At 40.9% G+C, this 20,097-nt stretch carries 18 protein-coding genes and 1 riboswitch; of the genes, 11 read left to right on the top strand and 7 right to left on the bottom strand.

Translation table 11 applies throughout. From position 1 onward, the window contains the following. Nucleotides 1-4: 4 nt before the first annotated feature. The gene (gene coaD, locus MTF64_RS13430; RefSeq protein ID WP_248451697.1) at nt 5-496 is read right to left on the bottom strand and encodes a pantetheine-phosphate adenylyltransferase; all 492 of its coding nucleotides are present in this window, start codon (nt 494-496) and stop codon (nt 5-7) included. Nucleotides 497-821: 325 nt separating this feature from the next. Here coaD and MTF64_RS13425 point away from each other — a divergent pair, with 325 nt between their 5' ends. Together MTF64_RS13425 and thiI are read left to right on the top strand one after the other, a co-directional pair. Continuing rightward, complete coding sequence (locus tag MTF64_RS13425; protein ID WP_004588522.1) at nt 822-1,475, top strand: TetR/AcrR family transcriptional regulator; 654 nt, start codon at nt 822-824, stop codon at nt 1,473-1,475. Between the two features lie 97 nt (nt 1,476-1,572). Further along, a complete protein-coding gene (thiI, locus tag MTF64_RS13420) occupies nt 1,573-3,030 on the top strand; it encodes a tRNA uracil 4-sulfurtransferase ThiI (protein WP_248451696.1) in 1,458 nt (485 codons plus the stop codon). 26 nt (nt 3,031-3,056) lie between these two features. Here thiI and MTF64_RS13415 read toward each other — a convergent pair whose 3' ends face one another. Continuing rightward, nucleotides 3,057-3,959, bottom strand: a complete 903-nt coding sequence (locus MTF64_RS13415; protein ID WP_004588520.1) for a ketopantoate reductase family protein — start codon at nt 3,957-3,959, stop codon at nt 3,057-3,059. Further along, nucleotides 3,952-4,305, bottom strand: coding sequence for a VanZ family protein (locus MTF64_RS13410; RefSeq protein WP_004588519.1), 354 nt, complete (start codon nt 4,303-4,305; stop codon nt 3,952-3,954). Before MTF64_RS13410 ends, MTF64_RS13415 begins: the two co-directional genes overlap by 8 nt. A 150-nt stretch (nt 4,306-4,455) precedes the next feature. On the opposite strand from MTF64_RS13410, the gene MTF64_RS13405 reads away from it, so the two are divergent. The 3 genes from MTF64_RS13405 to MTF64_RS13395 all read left to right on the top strand — a co-directional run bounded on the left by MTF64_RS13405 (nt 4,456) and on the right by MTF64_RS13395 (nt 8,104). Beyond that, nucleotides 4,456-4,938, top strand: a complete 483-nt coding sequence (locus tag MTF64_RS13405) for a YajQ family cyclic di-GMP-binding protein (RefSeq protein WP_004588518.1) — start codon at nt 4,456-4,458, stop codon at nt 4,936-4,938. Nucleotides 4,939-5,205: 267 nt separating this feature from the next. After that, entirely contained in the window at nt 5,206-5,988 is a 783-nt protein-coding gene (locus MTF64_RS13400; protein ID WP_248451695.1) for an ABC transporter substrate-binding protein, read from the top strand. A gap of 86 nt (nt 5,989-6,074) precedes the next feature. Then, nucleotides 6,075-6,238: riboswitch (cobalamin riboswitch) on the top strand. A gap of 36 nt (nt 6,239-6,274) precedes the next feature. Then, nucleotides 6,275-8,104 (top strand): TonB-dependent receptor, encoded by a 1,830-nt coding sequence (locus MTF64_RS13395; protein ID WP_248451694.1) that lies wholly within the window; start codon nt 6,275-6,277, stop codon nt 8,102-8,104. A gap of 64 nt (nt 8,105-8,168) precedes the next feature. On the opposite strand, the gene msrA is transcribed toward MTF64_RS13395, so the two are convergent. The 3 genes from msrA to MTF64_RS13380 form a co-directional block, all read right to left on the bottom strand. Then, nucleotides 8,169-8,705, bottom strand: coding sequence for a peptide-methionine (S)-S-oxide reductase MsrA (msrA, locus tag MTF64_RS13390; RefSeq protein WP_248451693.1), 537 nt, complete (start codon nt 8,703-8,705; stop codon nt 8,169-8,171). Between the two features lie 89 nt (nt 8,706-8,794). Next, nucleotides 8,795-11,902 (bottom strand): efflux RND transporter permease subunit, encoded by a 3,108-nt coding sequence (locus MTF64_RS13385; protein WP_248451692.1) that lies wholly within the window; start codon nt 11,900-11,902, stop codon nt 8,795-8,797. Nucleotides 11,903-11,905: 3 nt separating this feature from the next. Then, complete coding sequence (locus tag MTF64_RS13380; RefSeq protein WP_248451691.1) at nt 11,906-12,958, bottom strand: efflux RND transporter periplasmic adaptor subunit; 1,053 nt, start codon at nt 12,956-12,958, stop codon at nt 11,906-11,908. Nucleotides 12,959-13,204: 246 nt separating this feature from the next. Here MTF64_RS13380 and MTF64_RS13375 point away from each other — a divergent pair, with 246 nt between their 5' ends. The 6 genes from MTF64_RS13375 to MTF64_RS13350 all read left to right on the top strand — a co-directional run bounded on the left by MTF64_RS13375 (nt 13,205) and on the right by MTF64_RS13350 (nt 18,784). Continuing rightward, on the top strand, nt 13,205-13,909 hold the full coding sequence (locus MTF64_RS13375; protein ID WP_029773870.1) for a DUF2982 domain-containing protein: 705 nt from the start codon (nt 13,205-13,207) through the stop codon (nt 13,907-13,909). A 20-nt stretch (nt 13,910-13,929) separates the two neighbouring features. After that, nucleotides 13,930-14,262, top strand: coding sequence for a hypothetical protein (locus MTF64_RS13370; RefSeq protein ID WP_024034321.1), 333 nt, complete (start codon nt 13,930-13,932; stop codon nt 14,260-14,262). Nucleotides 14,263-14,413: 151 nt separating this feature from the next. Continuing rightward, entirely contained in the window at nt 14,414-16,069 is a 1,656-nt protein-coding gene (locus tag MTF64_RS13365; protein WP_248451690.1) for a DUF1566 domain-containing protein, read from the top strand. 9 nt (nt 16,070-16,078) lie between these two features. Then, entirely contained in the window at nt 16,079-16,597 is a 519-nt protein-coding gene (locus tag MTF64_RS13360; protein ID WP_248451689.1) for a DUF1566 domain-containing protein, read from the top strand. Between the two features lie 175 nt (nt 16,598-16,772). Continuing rightward, nucleotides 16,773-17,690 carry an AAA family ATPase gene (locus MTF64_RS13355; protein WP_024034318.1) on the top strand — a complete coding sequence of 306 codons (918 nt, stop codon included), beginning with the start codon at nt 16,773-16,775 and terminating at the stop codon, nt 17,688-17,690. 11 nt (nt 17,691-17,701) lie between these two features. Further along, entirely contained in the window at nt 17,702-18,784 is a 1,083-nt protein-coding gene (locus tag MTF64_RS13350; RefSeq protein WP_248451688.1) for a general secretion pathway protein GspB, read from the top strand. Between the two features lie 49 nt (nt 18,785-18,833). On the opposite strand, the gene MTF64_RS13345 is transcribed toward MTF64_RS13350, so the two are convergent. Beyond that, a complete protein-coding gene (locus tag MTF64_RS13345) occupies nt 18,834-20,027 on the bottom strand; it encodes an HD-GYP domain-containing protein (RefSeq protein WP_064386891.1) in 1,194 nt (397 codons plus the stop codon). Nucleotides 20,028-20,097 lie beyond the last annotated feature (70 nt).

The following is a 20,097-nucleotide window of genomic DNA, read 5'->3' as shown; positions in this document are numbered from 1 at the left end:
TTTTTTAGTTTGCGTCGCAGCCTAACTTTTGTTTTAAAGCATCCACTACAAGTGGGCTTACAAATTCGCTCACATCGCCATTATGGCGGGCAACTTCTTTTACCAAGGTTGATGATATAAACGAATTGCGCTCAGAAGGTGTTAAAAATACGCTTTCTAAATCTGGATTTAGGCGGCGGTTCATATTTGCGAGCTGAAATTCGTAATCAAAATCAGATACCGCTCTAATACCGCGAATAAGCACATCGGCTTTATGATCAAAAGCTAAATCGGCTAGTAAGCCTGAAAAGCCAATCACTTTTACATTACTTAAATGCCCTAAAATAGTGTTGGCTAAATCAACTCGCTCATCGAGACTAAAGCACGGCTTTTTAGAAGGGTTATGAGCAATAGCAACAATAACCGTGCTAAACATTTTAGCTGCGCGCTGAATTAGGTCGGTGTGGCCGTTGGTTAACGGGTCGAATGTACCAGGATAGATTGCCGTAACGTTCATAGATTTCACTAACTATTATTTTTTAAGTAGTCTATCAGTGTTTGTTCTACAAATCAGCCTAGGAGATCAGGTTGAGCTTTTATGTTTGATATTTAATCAGTAAAAGTGCTTTAAATGAGTTACCATTTTTTAAAGTGTAATTACGCTGCTTAGGCTTTGCGTTAGCTAACAGCACTACATTATTGCAAATGTCTGCGTGCAGCATAATCAGACTTCGTTTTTAAAATAGTAAATTATGATGGTATTTAAACCAGCCCGATTTGTTTATACTGCAAGGCTGATATTTAGTGTAATGTAGTTTATAAGTTAAATTGAGTCGTCGCATATGAATACTAAGGATAAAATAATACACACCAGTATTTCGTTATTTAATGAACATGGTGAGCGTGCAATATCAACCAATCATATTGCATCACATTTAGGGATGAGCCCGGGTAATCTTTACTATCATTTTAAAAATAAAGAAGACATTATCCGACATATTTTTGCGCTTTACAGCGAGCATTTACATACTCATTTTAAACCCATTGAAGCAAACGATGATGCGTTTGATCATTTAACTGCTTATTTAGATTCATTATTTGAGCTAATGTGGCGCTATCATTTTTTTTACGACAACTTAGGCGACATCCTCTCCAGAGATGAAAGCTTAAAACAAGCCTACATTGGCTTTCAGTCAACTTTATTAGAGCAGGTTCGCCAAGTTATTTTAGGCCTGCGCGATAACGAAATGATTGCCATAGAAGAGCAAGATGCGCTTGAACTTGCCCATACTCTTAAGCTAACCGTTAGTTTTTGGACTCCGTATATTAAAGCGCGTAGGCTCAGTGGTAATTTAGCTGAGCAAGATATTTATCATGGCATTTTAAAAGTATTAGCATTATTTAGGGCTTACAGCACCGAAAAAAGCATTCTTAAAATGAATCAGTTACGTGAAAAATACACCCAACTTGCAGAGCAAGCGCCAGCGCTTGCCTAACTGCTGTTAGTTGGTTAGTTCCTAGACGCAAAAATTTTTGCTATAATCGCGCGCCCAATGCCTGGGAGCGCGAATTCCCGCAGTCTAAGAGTGAACTATGCTTAAATTTATCGTCAAACTACATCCTGAAATTGCCATTAAAAGCCGTTCGGTACGTAAACGCTTTACTAAAGTGTTAGAAAATAACATTAAAATTGTATTGCGCCGTGTTGACGAAAAAGTACAAGTAAGAAACAACTGGGATAATATTTCTGTTGTAACTAAGCTTGATGATGCACAAACACGCCTAGACTTTATCGATAGCTTGCAGCGCATTCCTGGTATTGTGCAATTTATTGAAGTGACCGAAACTGATTTCACAACGCTTGACGATATCTATAAAAAAACCATAGACCTAGTAGGGCACACCATTGTTGGTAAAACGTTTTGTGTACGCGCAAAGCGTATTGGTCAACACGACTTTACTTCTACCGATTTAGAGCGTTACGTGGGTGGTGGTTTAAACCAGCACGTTGAAGGCGCGCGCGTTAAGTTAAGCCGCCCAGAAGTAACTATTCGCTTAGAAGTAAAAGACGATAAAGCCTACATAGTTACGCAAACTCACCTAGGTATGGCAGGCTTTCCACTACCAACACAAGAAGACGTGCTTTCGTTAATGTCAGGCGGCTTTGACTCTGGTGTAGCAAGTTATCAGATGATCCGTAAGGGCGCTCGCACGCACTTTTTATTCTTTAATTTAGGTGGCGCAGCACACGAAATTGGTGTTAAGCAAGCCTGCTACTATTTATGGAAAAAATTTAGCTCTACCCATAAAGTTAAATTTATCACGGTTGATTTTGAACCGGTTGTTGCCGAAATTTTAGAGAACGTTGAAAACAGCCAAATGGGTGTTGTGCTAAAACGCATGATGATGCGTGCTGGCAGCCAAGTAGCCGAAAAATTAAATATTCAAGCCTTGGTAACTGGTGAGAGTATAGGTCAGGTTTCTAGCCAAACCTTAGCTAATTTAAGTGTAATTGACCGCGTAACAGAAACCCTGATTTTGCGCCCACTTATTCAGCACGACAAACAAGAAATTATAAATATTGCACGTAAAATTGGCACCGCAGAAATGGCCGAAACCATGCCTGAGTACTGTGGCGTAATATCTAAAAAGCCAACGGTTAAAGCTAAACTTGACGTTATTAAAGCCGAAGAAGAAAAGTTCGACTTTGATGTGCTTAATACTGTTGTTGAAAACGCTCGCATTATGGATGTGCGTGATATAGACGTAGAAGCTAAGCAAGAACTTAAAGAAGCTGAGTCGGTAGTTGATTTACCAGCGGGTGCTGTGGTTGTTGATATTCGCTCACCAGAGGAAGAGGATGCAGCGCCGCTTGAGATTGACGGTATAGATGTAGTGCATTTACCGTTTTTCCGCTTAGCGACTAAATTTGGTGATCTGCCAAAAGATAAGGATTACTACCTGTATTGTGAAAGAGGGGTTATGAGCCAGTTACAGGCGCTTATTCTTCATGAAGCAGGCTTTACGGGTGTAAAAGTTTATCGCCCGTAAAGGTTAACCGTAATTTAGAGCGTGGTTTATACCACGCTTTTTTTTGCCTTAATTTTAGCAAGTAGGGCATCGTTTAGCGGGGTGCTGATATTTAATCGCTTACCTTGTTGGCTAATATAGCCACAAATGGCGTCTATTTCGGTTTGTCGGTTATGCGCTACGTCTTGATGCATTGAAGAGTAGTTTTCAGCGGTTAGCATCATTACGTTATAAGCGTTGTTAAGTGCATCAGCCAGCTTAATATCAAGCTTTAAAGCCTGGGCTATTTGGCATGCCTCAGTTAATAAATTAAAGATAATGCTATTAAAATAAGGGGCACGTAACTGACCATTTTTAATATCATACAATGCGCTTAATGGGTTAATGGCAATATTTACTAATAGTTTTTCAAATCGTAGCTGCTCAATATTAGTAGTGTAGCTAAGCTGCGGCACGTTTTGCAATTGCTCACACATTGCTTGGCGATAACTGTGCGCGCAAGGGTTGCAGGCACCTAATACGCTTTTACCTTCACCGGTGTGCTGTACTATAAAGTCGTTTGTTTTAAAGCCAGCCATGCTGGTGGTTAAAAAGTACAACGCTTGTTGCTTATCGAGTTGCTCATTGAGTGTTTCAACATTACCCATACCGTTGTGCGATACAATAAGTACACTACTTGGCGATAAAAAGGGTTTAATTTGCGTAAAGGCCGATTGCACCTGAAAAGCCTTTACTGCAAAAATAACAATATCAAACGCGGGCTGTTCATTAATTTGCTTAAGTGTAATAAATCGTGCATTAATTTTTTGCGAAGGCTGTTTTGCTTTGCAATAAAAGCGTGTATTTGCAGTGGCTTTGCGTGTTAACACATGAACAGTGTGAGCTTTAGATAAAAAATGGCTTAGCAATAAACCAATAGCGCCGTCGCCAATAATAAGAATATTAGCCATAAGGGTTCTTTTTTCGAGGAGTAAAAATGGTTCTTAGTAAAAAGTACGTGGCCGCACCGGCAAAATCAGCAACAAAATCACCTAACGAGGCCTGCCTGTAGGGAAGCGCATCTTGCATTATTTCTATTGCTGCACCGTAGCCCGCAAGCAAAAGTACTTGCGTGTACAGCGGTAACTTAAAGGCTTTATCCATAATGATGGCAAGTATAAAAAATATCCCAAAGTGGGCAACTTTATCAACATGTGGAAATAAGTTCGTAACGCCGCCTTTTATTTCTTTGGCAAATAAGAGGGTAAACACCACAATACTAATCAAAAAAACTGCTTGGTAAACACGCCTTGTCACGATAAATCCTAAAACCGCTTAAAAAAGAGGCTGCAGTATATCAAACTAAATTAGTATCGCACCTGAACAACTGGCAGAAAAATGTAAAGATTTATAATTTTAGCGTTATAATCGGCGCATAAATTTAGATTTAATAGTTAGGAGAACCCAATGCCTTCATTTGATATCGTATCAGAAGTAGAAATGAACGAAGCTAAAAATGCAGTAGATAACGCCAACCGTGAGCTAGAAACGCGCTTTGACTTTAGAGGCGTAGATGCATCAATTGAGCTAAACGACAAAACAATTAAACTAAAAGCAGAAGCTGACTCACAAGTTATGCAATTGTTTGATATTTTAGCAGGTAAAATTTCTAAGCGTGGTATGGACGTAGCAAGCTTGGAACTACAAGACATCACTCGTGCTGGTAAAAACGTGTTTCGTAATGTTGCACTTAAACAAGGCATTGAGAAAGACATGGCTAAAAAAGTAGTTAAAGCCATTAAAGACTCAAAAGTAAAAGTACAAGCTGCTATTCAAGGTGAAGAAGTACGTGTAACGGGTAAAAAACGTGATGATTTACAAGCTGCTATGCAAGTCGTTCGCACTGCAGATTTAGGTCAGCCTTTTCAGTTTAAAAACTTTCGCGATTAATTAGCTAAGTGTCTTTAGTATTTTAAAGTGAAAATTTAAATGTGTGGTTATTAAATATATTAGCCACACATTTTACCCCGCCCTAATTACAGCCTTTACTTACTCGCAAGCCTAAACCCCTTTTACCTGTGTAAAATTAGTCCACTGTTATTCCATACTCTTTTAACGTTATTTAAATGCATTATTAAACCTGCTTATCACGCAGTTGCGTATATTAGGCTATTCTTAATATCAATATTACTTAATAGCGACTGTTAAAGGCTTTAAATGCTTAAGTTTCTTGTTTTTATAATTATTATTGCATGCAGTAAGTTTAGTTTTGCCAAGCCAATAAATGTAGATGTGTTGGTAGAAGACGGTTACTTTCCAATTATTATTAATGCCGAAAAAGAGCAAGGGTTAGCGCCTGAGTTTGTAAAAATACTCAATGACTATCAAAGCGAATATAAATTTACTCTTAACTCTTTGCCTGTAAAAAGGCTCAAAAAGTGGGTCGAATGGGGTGAATTCGACATGTTGTTTTTAATGGCTATGCAATGGGTGCCTGAGGTAGCAAGAAGTGCCTTACAGGAAACGAGCTTTTATGTTATTGCTAAAAATGAGTTGTATACGCTGGCACAAAACACCCAAAAGCAAAGCTATTTCGATGACTTACATGCTTTAACAAAAGCGGGGGTATTAGGGTATTCCTATCGTTTTGCTGATTTTAAAACCGATGCACAATATTTAAGTGAAGAACACCAAGTTAGTTTAACAATCGATGAGTTTAATGTTGTTAAAATGCTGCTATTAAAGCGTGCCGATGTAGGGGTGTTAAATAACATAGCTTATCAATACTTTAAAAAGAACAACATTTTTAATATGAACCTGCTTTATAAGAGTAATACCCCAGATGCTATATACGATACTCATTTTTTAGTTAATCCTGCGCGCAGTAAAATTACGGTAAAACAAATGGATAAGCTTTTAAATTCGCCCGAAATAAAACCTAAAATCACAGCGCTTTTAAGTTTATACGGCGTAACATCCAGCTTTACTGAAAATAAATAATTTAACCTTTAGCTATATAGACGTCCGTTGACATTTGTAAACAAACTGCTCACAATAACCGCCTATTTTCAAGGTGCTTGCTGGTTGCTAAATACAGGGTTTAAAGTATTAAAACTAACAGCGAGATAATCGGGAAGTTGGTGCGCCTTTATGACAAAAGCAATCCCAACACTGCCCCCGCAACGGTAAAGTATTAACGCATTTATGTGTTTACTGAGTCCGGAGACCGGCCTTGAAGTAATCTTACTTACTTAAATCTTTGCGGTGGGCAAAGATAGGGAACATCATGCTAAATAAAACAACTCTTGGCGTTGCTATCTCGGCTGCGCTGTCTTTTTCTGTATCTGCTGCACAAAGCCCAATTGAAAAAATCACTGTTACCGCTAATAAATTTGAACAATCAATAAATAATGTATTAGCGAGCGTTAATGTAATTGAACGCGCCGAAATAGATGCAAGCAATGTACGCGATTTACCAACCTTACTAAGCACACAAGTGGGTTTTCAAATTAATCCTAATGGTGGCTTTGGCCAAACGTCGGGCGTGTCTTTACGTGGTACAGGTTCTGGCGATACGCTAATTTTAATTGATGGTGTACGCACGGGCTCAGCCACGCTAGGACAAAAAGCATTAAGTAACGTGCCGCTAAATAGTATTGAGCGAATCGAGATCATAAAAGGCTCGCGTGCAGCTGTGTATGGCTCAGATGCATTAGCTGGGGTTATTAATATAATAACGCGTGAAGCGAGTAATGTATCACTTGATGCCACATTTGGCTCTAACGCTTATCAAAACTATCAGCTTGCAGGTTCAGTAAAAACAGATGAAGTGGTTAGCGCATTTAATGCAGGCTTTGAAAAAACCGATGGTTTTGATGCATTACAAGGTATAGCGCCCGATGACGACAGCTATGAAAATAAAAACGTAGGCTTTAAAGTAAACTATGCAGATGCACACTACGGTAACTTTAAGCTACTAGGCCAGTACAGCGAAGGTTACGCGGATTACGATAGCAGCTTTAGCCCTGCAACGAGCACGGTTGAAAGAGGGGACTTTAAAAACTATCAACTGTCGGCGCAGTGGAGCAAAAACTACACTAACCAATCTCATGCTATAGATGTTGCTTTTGCAACCGATGATTCTGACAGCACATATGTGGACTCTTTTACCGGCGGGCCATTAACCAGTACATTTATTACTAAGCGCTCGCAAGTAGATTACAGCGGCCAATACCGCTTAACAAATGCGCTTAATATTAGCGGCGGCGTTAATTGGTATAACGATGATGTATCGCAAAGCTCGCTAGCATTTGATGAGGATAGCCGCGATGTATTAGCAGTGTTTGTTGGGGCTTATTACGACACCGACACTGTGCTTGCCAATTTAACTCTTCGCCAAGACGACGATGAACAGTTTGGTGATGAAACAACCTATACTGCGGCGGCTGGTTATCATTTATCTGAAAATTCAACATTTAGAATTAGTCAAAGCACAGGTTTTAAAGCGCCAACATTTAACGATTTATACTACCCAAATTTTGGTAATCCGGATCTCCAACCTGAAAAGTCAATAAACCGCGAGCTTGGTGTAAATGTTAATTTTGACAGTGCACAAGTCGATTTTGCAATTTTTAGAAACGATATCGAAGATAAAATTGATTACGATGAAAACTTTGCGTTAGCTAATATAAACGAAGCTCGCTATGAAGGGGTTGAGTTTAGCCTTACACAGCAAATTTTAGGTTTTGATAGCCACTTTAATTTTGCATATTTAAGTGCCGAAAACAAAGAAACCGGCGATGAGCTACGCAATGTTGCCAAGCGCACTGTTAATTGGGAGCTCGCAAAGCAATTTGGTGATTTTGATGCTCGCATTGATATGCAATACCGCAGTGATCGCGAGGGGGCAGTAACGCGCCTAGGATCGTATACACTTTGGAACCTAGCGGGTAACTATCATGTAAACGATAATATTGAGCTGTCGCTTCGTGTAGAGAACCTATTTGACAGAGATTACAATGTGGTTGACTCAAGAGCTGACTTTACAAGCGGTGACGTATATTACTACAACACCCCAGAGCGCCGCTTTTTTGCAGGTGCAAGCTATCAGTTTTAATAGCGTTTTTTAATATACAAAAGCCCGATTTATATCGGGCTTTTTAATGAACAACGAAAATTAGCTAGTTAGCTAAGAATTCTTTAAATACAGTTTCAAACTTGTGTAATTTAGGTGCTATTAAAATACTACAGTAACCCTGCTGTGGGTTTTCGTTGTAGTAATCTTGATGATAATGCTCCGCTGGGTAATATGTGGTAGCAGGGCTAACCTCTGTCACTATTGGTTCGCTAATATGGTTTTGTAGCTGGGCTATCATCTCATTGGTTTGACATAATTGTGCATCGTTGTGGTAATAAACAACACTTCTATACTGTGTGCCAATATCGTTACCTTGGCGATTTAATTGCGTGGCATCGTGTAACGTAAAAAACATGCTAAGCAGTGTTTCAAAACTCACTACAGCGCTGTCAAATTCCAGTTGCACAACCTCAGCATGGCCTGTTGTACCAGAGCAGACTGATTTATACGTGGGGTTGTCTGTATGGCCGCCGGTGTAACCTGAGCTTACGTTTAGTACACCTTTTACTCGTCTGAATGCAGCGTCTATACACCAAAAACAGCCTCCACCAAATGTTGCTAATTGTGCTGATGTGCTCATAAGTTGTCCTAATTATGTCTGTTACAGTATTAAGGCGAGCATAAATTGAATACGCCGTAACAGCAAGTTACGGCGCAGTGTAAGCTCAGTTAAATTTCTTCGCTGTCTTTGAGCGGGTGAGAGTCGGCTTGCTTATTTAATTTTTGCTGTAAAAATTCTGGCGACTGTGTGTTGCGGGCTAGGGCATAATACGCCGCAGGCACAACATAAAGCGTTAGCAATGTTGCTACAATAACCCCTGTAAATACCACCACACCAATTACCATGCGGCTCTCTGCGCCTGGGCCTGATGCCAATACTAAAGGCACTGCGCTCATTACCGTAGTCAGAGAGGTCATTATTATTGGGCGCAGGCGCTGAGTGGCCGCTTGCAAAATAGCCTCGCTAAATTCTACGCCTTTATCGCGCAGTTGGTTGGTAAATTCGACTATTAAAATACCATTTTTAGCGCTTAAACCTATCAGCATTACAATACCAATTTGGCTATAAATATTAAGCGTTAAGCCGGTTACCCATAGGCCAAACATGGCGCCCATTAGGCCAAGTGGTACTGTTAGCATAATGACAAACGGGTGCATAAAGCTTTCAAATTGGGCAGCTAAAACTAAAAAGGTTACAGTTAGGGCAAGCACAAATACATAGGTCATGGCCGATGCGCCTTCGTAATATAATTGTGATTCACCTTTATAATCTACAGCGCCGTCAATGTCGTTTTCTTCTGCGGCTACTTTGTTTAAAAAGTTAAGTGCTTGTTCAAGTGTATAACCGTCCGCAAGATTAGCGCTTAGTGTAATGGCGCGCATTCGGTTATAACGGTTTAAGCGCGATGCTGTGGCCTCTTCTTTTAAGCTTATAAGGCTATCTAGTGGGACCAGTTCACCACTGCGTGATTTAAGGTAAATATTTGAAATGTCAGTAGGGTTTGTAAAGTCTTGTTTAGTGCCTTTTAAAATTACATCGTATTCTTCACCACGGTCAATAAAGGTGGTAACACGGCGCTGCCCTAGCATGGTTTCAAGCGTGGTACCTACATCGGATACCGACACACCTAAATCGGCGGCTTTGTTTTTATCTATGCTGACTAAAAATTGTGGAAAGGTTTCTTTATAGTCGTGATCGATTCTTACCAAGCCTGGATTTTTTTCTGCGCGCTCTATAATGCGGTCGCGCCAATCAGCAAGTTGCTCGTAATCGTTACCTTGTAGTACAAACTCAATGGGGCGAGAAGAGCCCCCACCGCCAATACCACGGCGCATAATAGCAAAGGCACGTACATCTGTTACTTCGGTCATTTTGGCGCTTATTTCGTCCATAACTTCCCAGGTAGAGCGTTTGCGCTTATCCCAATCGGCCATACCAACGATAGCAACACCGCCACTGCCGCCCCAGCCCGGTACGCGCACTAAAACACGGCTTAATTCGCCAGCTTCTGAGTAAGGAAGCAGGCGCTCTTCTATTTTGGCCATGTTGGCAGCGTTATTTTCATAACTTGCGCCTTCAGGGCCGCTCATCATAATAAAAAAGGTACCGCGGTCTTCTTTTGGCGTAAGCTCAGAGGGCACTTGCAAAAACAACGAGTAGCTAACAAAACCAGCAAGTACTAGGCTTATCATTAAGCCCCATTTTTTGGTCATATTTGAGGTAAGCGATTGGCGGTAACTGTTTTCAACTTTGCTAAAAACACGGTCCATCCATTGGCTAAATTTACTTTCTTTTTCTGACGCTTTTAAAACTTTAGAGCACAGCGCCGGCGAGAGGGTAAGGGCAGTAATACTAGAGAAAAACACCGCGGCACTTACAGCCATTGCAAACTCTGTAAACAAAGCGCCAATTCGCCCATCCATAAATACTAAAGGTACAAACACCGAAATAAGCACAAGCGTTGTCGCAATAATTGCAAAGCCTACTTCGCGGGCACCTCTAAAGGCCGCTAATAAAGGTGGTTCGCCAAGCTCAATCCGACGGTGAATATTTTCAAGCATTACAATGGCGTCATCTACGACCAAACCAATCGCTAATACCAGCGCAAGTAAGGTTAATAAGTTGATTGAATAACCCATGGCAAGTAAAAACATAAAGCTGCCAACAAGTGCTACAGGCACAGTAACGGCGGGGATAAGCGTAGCGCGAATATTACCTAAAAAGATAAATATTATTAACACCACTAACCCCATAGAAATGGCAAGCGTGCTATATACTTCGTTGATTGACTCTTTAATAAAAATAGACGAGTCGTAGCTGTCTTGAATAGTGGTGCCCTCTGGCAAATTACGTTTTATTTTTTCAAGTTCACTGCGGGCGTTGTCTACCACTGTTAAGGTGTTTGCTTTAGCTTGCTTTACTATGCCAAGGCCAATCATGTTACGGCCGTTACCACGGAACAGGCTTTCATCGTCGGCGGCTTCTAAATGTACATCGGCAACTTCACCTAAACGCACAAGGTAGCCGTCTTCACCACGTTTAATAACTAAGTTTTGAAAATCACGTTGGTCTTTATAGCTACGCGCTGTTCGTACGGTAAAATCGCGGTCGATAGATTCAATTTCACCTGCTGGTAGCTCTACGTTTTCACTGCGTAGGGTGTTTTCGATATCACTCGAAGTGATCCCTCGAGCAGCCATGGCTTGGCGGTTTAGCCAAATTTTCATGGCGTATTGGCGCTCACCACCAATACGTACATTTGAAACGCCATCTACAACGGCTAATCGGTCGACAATAAAGCGCTGTGCATAATCGCTCAATTGCAGCGAGTTCATGGTTTCACTGTTAAGTACAAACCAAGCAATAGGACTCTCGTCGCTGTTTGACTTAGATACCTCTGGTGGGCGTACTTGCTCTGGTAGGTTATCTAGTGCGCGAGCTACTCGCTCTCGTACATCGTTTGAGGCTGCGTCAATATCACGGCTTATATCAAACTCAATAACGATATTAGAGCGCCCATTTCTGCTTGAAGAATTAATACTTTTAATGCCTTCAATACCCGATATCCGGTTTTCTAATATTTGTGTTATTTTTGTCTCGACTATTTCTGCCGAAGCACCAGTGTAGTCAGTACTAATACTGACAATAGGGGTTTCAATATCTGGGTATTCTCTAAGTGGTAGCATCGAAAAAGCCACCAAGCCAAATGTTAGCAGTAGTAAGTTAATTACTATGGCAAAAACAGGGCGTTTAACACTCGTGTCTGTAATTTTCACCGATTAACCCTCAACACTTACTTTGCTACCAGGGCGAATTTTAATAATGCCTTCGGTAATCACTTGCTCGCCATCGCTAAGGCCTTCATCAATCGCTACCCAGCCGTTATTTCTGCCAGCAACATGCACTTCTACCTTATTGGCAATACCATCTTTTACTTGGTATACAAAATGTTTATCTTGCAGTGGGATCACGGCTTTTTCTGGCACCATAAGCGCCTGATTGCTACTAAGCTCCAAAGCGGTGTTTAAAAGCATACCAGGGCGTAATAATCCGGATTTATTAGCAAAGCTTGCGGTTACTTCTACACTGCGAGTAATCGAGTCGATACGAGAACTAATATGGGTCACTTTGCCGGTAAAAGTGCGCCCTGGGTAGGCATCGTTTTGAGTATGTACTTTCATGCCTAGGTTAAGTTGAGATAAATATTTTTCAGGGACTTTAAAGTCAACTTTTATAATACTAATATCATCAAGCGTTGTAATAATTGTATCGCTACTTACATAAGCACCAACCGACACTTCTCGTTTGCCTAATAAGCCAGAAAACGGCGCGGTAATTAGCATTTCATCAAGTTTGGTTTTAGCGCTTTCTAGTTGGGCTTGCGTGGCATCTACGCGAGAAAGCTGCTCTTCTAATAATGATTTAGCAGTAGATTGCGTACGAGAAAGCTCAGTAAGGCGGCTTAACTGACGTTTTTCTTCTTTTAAGTTAATGCCTAGCTCTTTTACAGCGTATTGTTCTTGCTGATTTTGCAGCTGCACAAGGCGTTGGCCTTTACTTACTAAGTCGCCATCTTCAAAATATATGTGTGTAACATAATCGCTTTGTGCGCTTTTTATATAAATTGCTTGGTTTGCGCGTGCACTGCCTATGGCTTCAATCATAACGGTGTTTTCTTGAGACGATACCGTATGAGCCATTACCTGTGTGGGTGTATCACTTGAATTAGATTGTTCGCCATGGCTAGATGGAAAATATAAGTACACACTTAAAATAACAAGAAGCGTAATTAAAAATGGAAAAAGAGCTTTACCTGACTGTTTTGAATACATCGTTTTCATACCTGAAAATAAATTGTAAGTATTGTACGAAATAAGACCGTGAAAAGGCGGTTATGTGTCTCATAAATTTGTGCGTTAGGCGTAAAAATTTATGAGACTAATTACTTGTTCCCATTTAACACTAAAATTATGATAAAACGATGAAGCAACCACCGCAGTGTAAAACCTGTTTAACAATGAGAAAAATAATACTTTGGGGTATTGTTATGTTTTTATTTTATATGGTTTTTTACCAATATGGGTAAGCCAAGTTCAATAATAAAATACAGGGCGCAAGGGGCGCGCAATGGCATTGAAGTACTTACTGTAGGCAGCGTAGGCTTAGTATTTATTATGCTGTTTAATTTACTGCGCCCAGGTGAAATTAGCTTAATAGAAATTTTTTTAGTAAGCATGTGCATAGCTGCTATTTTTATTGGTTTTTTAAAAACACAGGAACCTTATTACAGTTTAGTGCTTAGTGAGTCCTTACTTGTGTATCAGCATAAGTATGGCCAGTGGCAGTTACATGTTAGTAACTTACACCACAGCGGTATTCCTAAGGTGGCTGACGGCCTTGAATACCTTGAATTAAACGCAGTAGGTTTAAAACTCAATGATATGGACGAATTTTTAAGCGCTATACACCCACGCATTGCCGGAAAACTACTGATAGAGCAGCGTAATTTATTTATGCAAGCTGTTCAAAAACATTGCAAAAATGGCAATTGCCCATCAGAATGGTTAATAGAAGAGACACAATACACCTCACCTAAAGGATTTAGCTATACTGGACTTATAGCTATGTTTGCTAACAGAGCCAAGCACCTTGAGTTGTTAACGGGATATAACTTACTGTTACCCGCAAGTGTATTAGAGACAGACATTTGGTCGTTCAGTGCCGATTTAAATAAATGGAAACGCGCACCTGAACGGTTTATAGCATCGCAAGTTGGACACTAAATGCGATAGTAGGAAAAATAATGAGCCAAGAAAGATCTTTTATAAAGAGTGGTCGCAACACCATCATCCATAAAGATAAAAAGCTTGATCTAGTCATTGTAAATGCAGAGCAGCACCCACGTATAAAGGTAACTCAAAATGGTTTGGAGCCATTTAAAGAGGACCTACCTAAAAACCGGCGTGATGCCAAAGAGCGTTACCTTGAAATTGTTAATGTAAGTAGCGCTGATATTTTTGGTGAAGAAAAACAGCTGTTGTTTATTCAGGCCCTTGATGGGCGTGAATACAAAGTAGATTACTCAAAAATAGGCACTAAGCTGTTTGTGCGTATTCATCAAGATACGTATATGTAATACCAATCCACAATAATGCTTAATCATTTTGCGACACGTTTTCCAGCCTCAAAATGGATCACTTAATTAAGCGAATTGGTATAACTCTAAATGGCACCTTTATTGCTAGTGATTACACTATAGTAATTATTTGACATTATAGGTGCGTTTTATGAAAGCGTTTGCTTTTACTCCTCTTATATCTTGTTTTTTATTGGCTGCCTGTGGCGGTGGAGGCGGCGGTAGTGAAGACTCTGCTGTTGAAACCTCGGTTAATGCCGGAACCGATCTTCAAGTTGTAGAAAAAACCGAGTTTACAATCACCGCACAAGGCTCACCAGCCGACGGTACCTTTACTTGGCAGCGCGTTAGCGGCCCATCTGTGGACGGCTTCCCGCTTGAAGGTGCAGAGCAAACAATTACTGCGCCTGATGTTAAAGCCGATAGTGAACTTGTACTATCTGTAAGCTATCAAACAGATAATGGCAGCTTAGTTAGTGACAACGTGAGCATATTTATTACCTCAAGTAATCAATTACCGCTTGCTGTTGTTAGTCAAACAGCCCCAGAAACACTGCCTTCAACCTATAACGACACCGTAACGTTAAGCGCTGAAGAGTCGAGCGACCCTGATGAAAATGGCCAAATTAATAGCTATCAGTGGCAATTAATTTCAGGCCCTGATTTAGATGTAACCGACTTTGACAACTCTACGGTAAGTTTTAGCCACCCGCTGCTTGAATCAAATACTAATTTAATATGGCAATTAAGCGTTACCGACGACGAGGGCGGCGAGGCAAGTACTGAATACAGTATGACATTAAATAAAACAGACGAGCTGGTTGTGGCCAATGCCGGAGATGACCAAAACGTTGAAGAATTTGAGGAAGTGACCTTAGATGCAAGTGAAAGTGACACCCTAACAGATACGTTTTCATGTAGCTGGCAACAATTAACGGGCAATGCCGAAACGCTGGCAAATACTAGCCAATGTACCACGACATTTTTTGCCTCCGACGTTGATTTAGATACCACGTTGAGCTTTGAAGTCACTGTTACTGATTCTAAAGGGCGCACTGACACCGATACCGTATTTATTGACGTATCACCAAAAGCATTAGGGTTAATTAACGACAGTGGCCTAGGCGAGTGTTATAACAATACCCAGCGTATCAATTGCCAAAGTAGTGACTTTCCGGGTCAAGATGCAGAGCTTGGTCGAGACAGCTTTGCCAACCAACTCGATAAAGCAGGCCAAGGTAACCTTGCGTTTGACTACACTAAGCTAAATCAGTTTGCTGATGAAGTAGCGGATGATAGTGACGACTTTACTTGTATACGCGACAACGTAACGGGGCTTGTATGGGAAGTGAAAAGTGTAGAGTCAGGTACATTACCTAATACCACCTTACGCGATGGCCAAAATCATTACTTTTGGGATTTAGGCACGACAACCTTTACCGATACCAGTACCGCTAATACCACCTGTCCAGATGATACAAGCTGTGGTGTGCAAACCTATATAAATGAAGTGAACGACTTAGATTTTTGCGGCGGTACCAATTGGCGCTTACCAACTTACACTGAGCTGTTGAGCTTAATAGATTATGGCAAGCAGGGCGAAAACGTATTAATTGATGAAGCGTTTTTTCCAAATATGCCAGAAGCAGGCGCTATAGATGATGTGAATTTACCGTACTGGACATCACAAACTGCAGCCGATGGTACCAGCTTATCGCAAGCGTACATTATCGATATGAGCAACGGGAATGACTTAGCCTACCCGAAAGAAAAATACGCGTATGTACGTTTAGTCAGAAGCCGATAGGAGAAAATCATGAAAACATGCTTACTATTTTCAATGGCTGTATTTAGCGCAAGCTTTCAACTAGCCGCAGCGCAAACGTGTTACGACGGGGCGGATACAACAACACCAACCACTCGCTTCACCCTTAATGAGGATGGCACAGTGTTAGATACAGAAACAGGCCTAATGTGGCAACGTTGTAGCTACGGACAAGTTTACGATAGCGACACTGAAACATGCACAGGCTCTTCTCCGTCACTTAATTGGCAAGAAGCACTTAGAGGCGCAGAAAACGACACCACTGCCGATTACGACGATTGGCAGGTGCCTAATGTTAAAGAGCTTGCCAGTATTTTAGAGCACAGCTGCACCGAACCAAGTATTAACGAAGAGGTGTTTTTAGGCACTAAATTGCAAAACTACTGGAGTAATACCTCAGGGGTAAGCACGATGAGCTCAGCATGGGTTTACCAGTTTGATAGTGGGCTTAATAGCTTACATGCTAAAACCAGTGACGTGTATTTACGTTTGGTGCGTTACGAAAACTAAGTAAAATAAAATAGCCAAGCACTTAGCTTTAATACAAAAGCGCCGCTAAATTTAGCGGCGCTTTTTTGTTTTACATAAATTTACGTTATTTCAATAATAAAGCGCATACAACGTTGTTACTTTGTCGTTTTTTTTGCCATTATAGGCCGAGTTTTAATGACGAAGGAACATTGCGGTGTATTTAAGCTACTTTGGCTTGAGCGAAAAGCCATTTTCGATCTCGCCCAACCCCCATTATTTATTTTTAAGCGAACGCCACAAAGAGGCACTTGCCCACTTAACCTATGGTTTAGGCGAAGATGGCGGGTTTGTATTGCTAACCGGCGAAGTGGGAACAGGCAAAACCACCATTACCCGCAGTATGTTAGAGCAACTGCCAGAGAACACTCAAGTTGCAATGATCCATAATCCGGCACTGTCGGAGCTTGAACTTTTGGCCAGTATTTGTGATGAGCTAAACATTACTTACGATGCCCAAAATGCCACCCTTAAAAGTTTAACCGACATTATTAAGCAGCACCTAGAGGCTAATAACAAAGCGGGCGGGCACACAATTTTAATTATTGATGAAGCGCAGCTCCTTGCCCCCGATGTGCTTGAGCAATTACGACTATTAACCAACATAGAAACTGATCATAAAAAACTGTTACAAATAGTCTTAGTGGGTCAACCAGAGCTTCAGGCATTATTAAAACGTACTGAGCTTAGGCAGTTAGCGCAGCGAATTACAGCACGTTATCATTTATTACCGCTCACCCAAGGGCAAACAGTTGCGTATATAAAGCATCGTTTACATATTGCCGGGTGTGATAAAGGCGTGTTTTCGCTCGATGCTATGCAAGCTGTACATCAGTTAACTGGCGGCATTCCACGCTTAATGAATTTAGTCTGTGAGCGCGCGTTAGTCGGGGCTTTTTCTAAGCAGCAGCTTATTGTTGATAGTGATATTATAAAACAATCAGCCCAAGAATCACTGCCTATGGACTTTGTGGCTGCGCAGAATAATGCGCCTAAATCCACTGGCCGTGTTTATTATTACTTAGCATTTGCTGCTTTGTTTGCAGTAGGTGTTGGCATGTCGTTTATTATATAGTTAGGTAATTTATGTCTTATTTATTAGATGCATTAAAGCAATCTCAACAAGCAGATATGAGCGCCGAGCAATATGATTTGCAGTCAGCGCAGTTAAAGCAGCAGCAAGCACTTACGCGCTATAAAAAAATGGTGTGGCTACTTGGCGGCGCAATTGCAGCATTTATTGCCATAGCGGGTGGCTTTACAGCGGGTAAGTGGTTTCAAAGCAGCGCACTATTAAAAACAAGCCAGCCGGTTGACGTTGTTAGCACTGATAGCAAAAAACAAAAACAAGCAGTAACAGATGAGCCAACTACAGCGCTAAATAAAGCCGTAAAGCCTGTAACATCACCTTCTTCAGAGGCTGAAAAAAATAGTAATAAAGCAACGATTGAAGGGCAGTTGGTGTATGTACAAACACCTATCGGGGTACAAAAAATGTTGCTTACCCCACAAGGGCAATATATCCCTATTAATGATAATCCGGCGCAGCAGCAACCAGGTTACAATGTGCAACCCCCTATAAATGCTAACGGGTATAATCAAAATGCGTTTAATCAGCCGACTTACAATCAACAGTTACCTAATACGCAAAGCTATAATCCACTTGCTTATAATGCACACGGCCAAAACACGCAATTTATGCAGCCGCAAGCACAAAATACAAGCTCAGCAGGTTTAGATATGAGCAAGTACAAAGTGCTTGGAAAACCACTGAATGGTGAGAATACCCCAAGCACGCAAGCGCCGCAAAGTAGTCCGGAGCTTGATGCTGTACCGAGTAAATTAAAAGATGCCTTTGCACAAGCGATAAAAGACTCGGAGCAAGAACAAGATTACGAAGTAACCCAGGCCTCTCGCAGTTCATCTCGAGTTAAACCGGTTGAGCTATTACCAGATGGCTTACAAGCCATGCTGCCAAGCATTAAATACCAAGCACATATATACTCTTCAAGTGCAGATAAACGCTGGATAAAGCTTAATGGCAGAGAGCTACACGAAGGGGAGAGCATTGGGGCACTAAAAGTGCGCGAAATTACCCCAGAGCAGAGTGTACTTGATTTTGATGGTTATGAATTCAGTATTAAAGCTTTGCAGGATTGGCCGCAATAAAGCGCAGCTAATAAAGTAAAGCCGCAAAACTGCGGCTTTACTTTTTAACTCAAGGTAAAATAGCGTTTTTGTAAAAGCGCTCTAAATCAATGTTGTAGTCGGTCGGCTTAACGGTTGATTCGAGCTTGTCAGCTGTTTTTTTATTTGCCAAGTTTATATCTTGCATTTCCGTGTAGCGACCGTGTTTAGCACTATAAAATGTTTTAACCACCGGCTTTAAAGGTGTTTCAGGGTTACTCTGTGTAACCAAGCCTACTTTTTGGCTAGATAAGCGCACTAAGGTGCCTACAGGGTGAATGCCAATACATTGGATAAACTTAGTAAGTAGCTCACCATCAAAGCTATCAGGGCAACCATCTTTTAAAATTTTAAACGCTTTTATAGGCTCCATACCTGCTTTATATACCCGCTCTGCCGTAAGTGCATCATATACATCTACAATTGACGCCATACGTACGTATTGGCTTATCTCATCGCCTTTTTTGGCAAACGGATAGCCTTTTCCGTCTAAGCGCTCATGGTGTAGGCCGGCAATATCTACAGCAATCCCCGTTAACCCCGCTTCTTCTAAAATTTGCTTAGAATACAGAGCATGGTTTTGCATAATTTTAAATTCGTCATCACTAAAGCGACCCGGTTTATTGAGCACTTCGTCAGGAATTTTAATTTTTCCTATGTCATGTAACAAAGCACCTGTAGTGAGCTCTACAATAATGTCGCGCTCTATGCCTAAGTGCTTTGCAAAAATACCCATTAAAATAGAAACGTTGATAGAGTGCTCAAGTAAGTAAGCATCTTTTTGGCGCATTTGCGTTAAGCAGGCTAGGGCATCTTGGTTTCTAAAAATAGAGTCCATAAAGCCACTGGCAAGCTCTTTAAAAGGCGCTATGTCTATATCTCTACCCGCTTTTATATCGCCAAAGGCCTTTTGTTGAAGTGTTTTAGCTTCGTCGTAGAGCTTTTTAGCTTTGCCCATTTCTTGTTCGCTACTATGAACTTTAAGCCAAGGGTCGCGTTTTTTAATCTCTGCCTTAGGCGCAGGGGCTTGGGTGTCGGGCTCGGGTGTAGTTAATGTTTTATCTGGATCTATCTCTATTTCTAAAATGCCCGCTTTTTTGAGCTTATCGATACTCGCCTGAGTCTTAACCCAGCCTTGGTTTTTAATTTTAATGCGCCCAGTTTGTTTTGTAACACTTTGAACAAACATGCCAGGCTGTAATTGCGAAATAGAGATAACTTTCAATTTTTTTACTTCTGTAATGGGTCTTTGTTTAAATTAGCATCATTATACGTTGCAGGGTAAAAAAAAAGGC

This window comes from Pseudoalteromonas sp. 2CM41L (assembly GCF_023161905.1).
In the GTDB taxonomy this organism is placed as follows: domain Bacteria; phylum Pseudomonadota; class Gammaproteobacteria; order Enterobacterales; family Alteromonadaceae; genus Pseudoalteromonas; species Pseudoalteromonas atlantica.
This window is presented reverse-complemented; position numbering and strand designations above follow the sequence as displayed.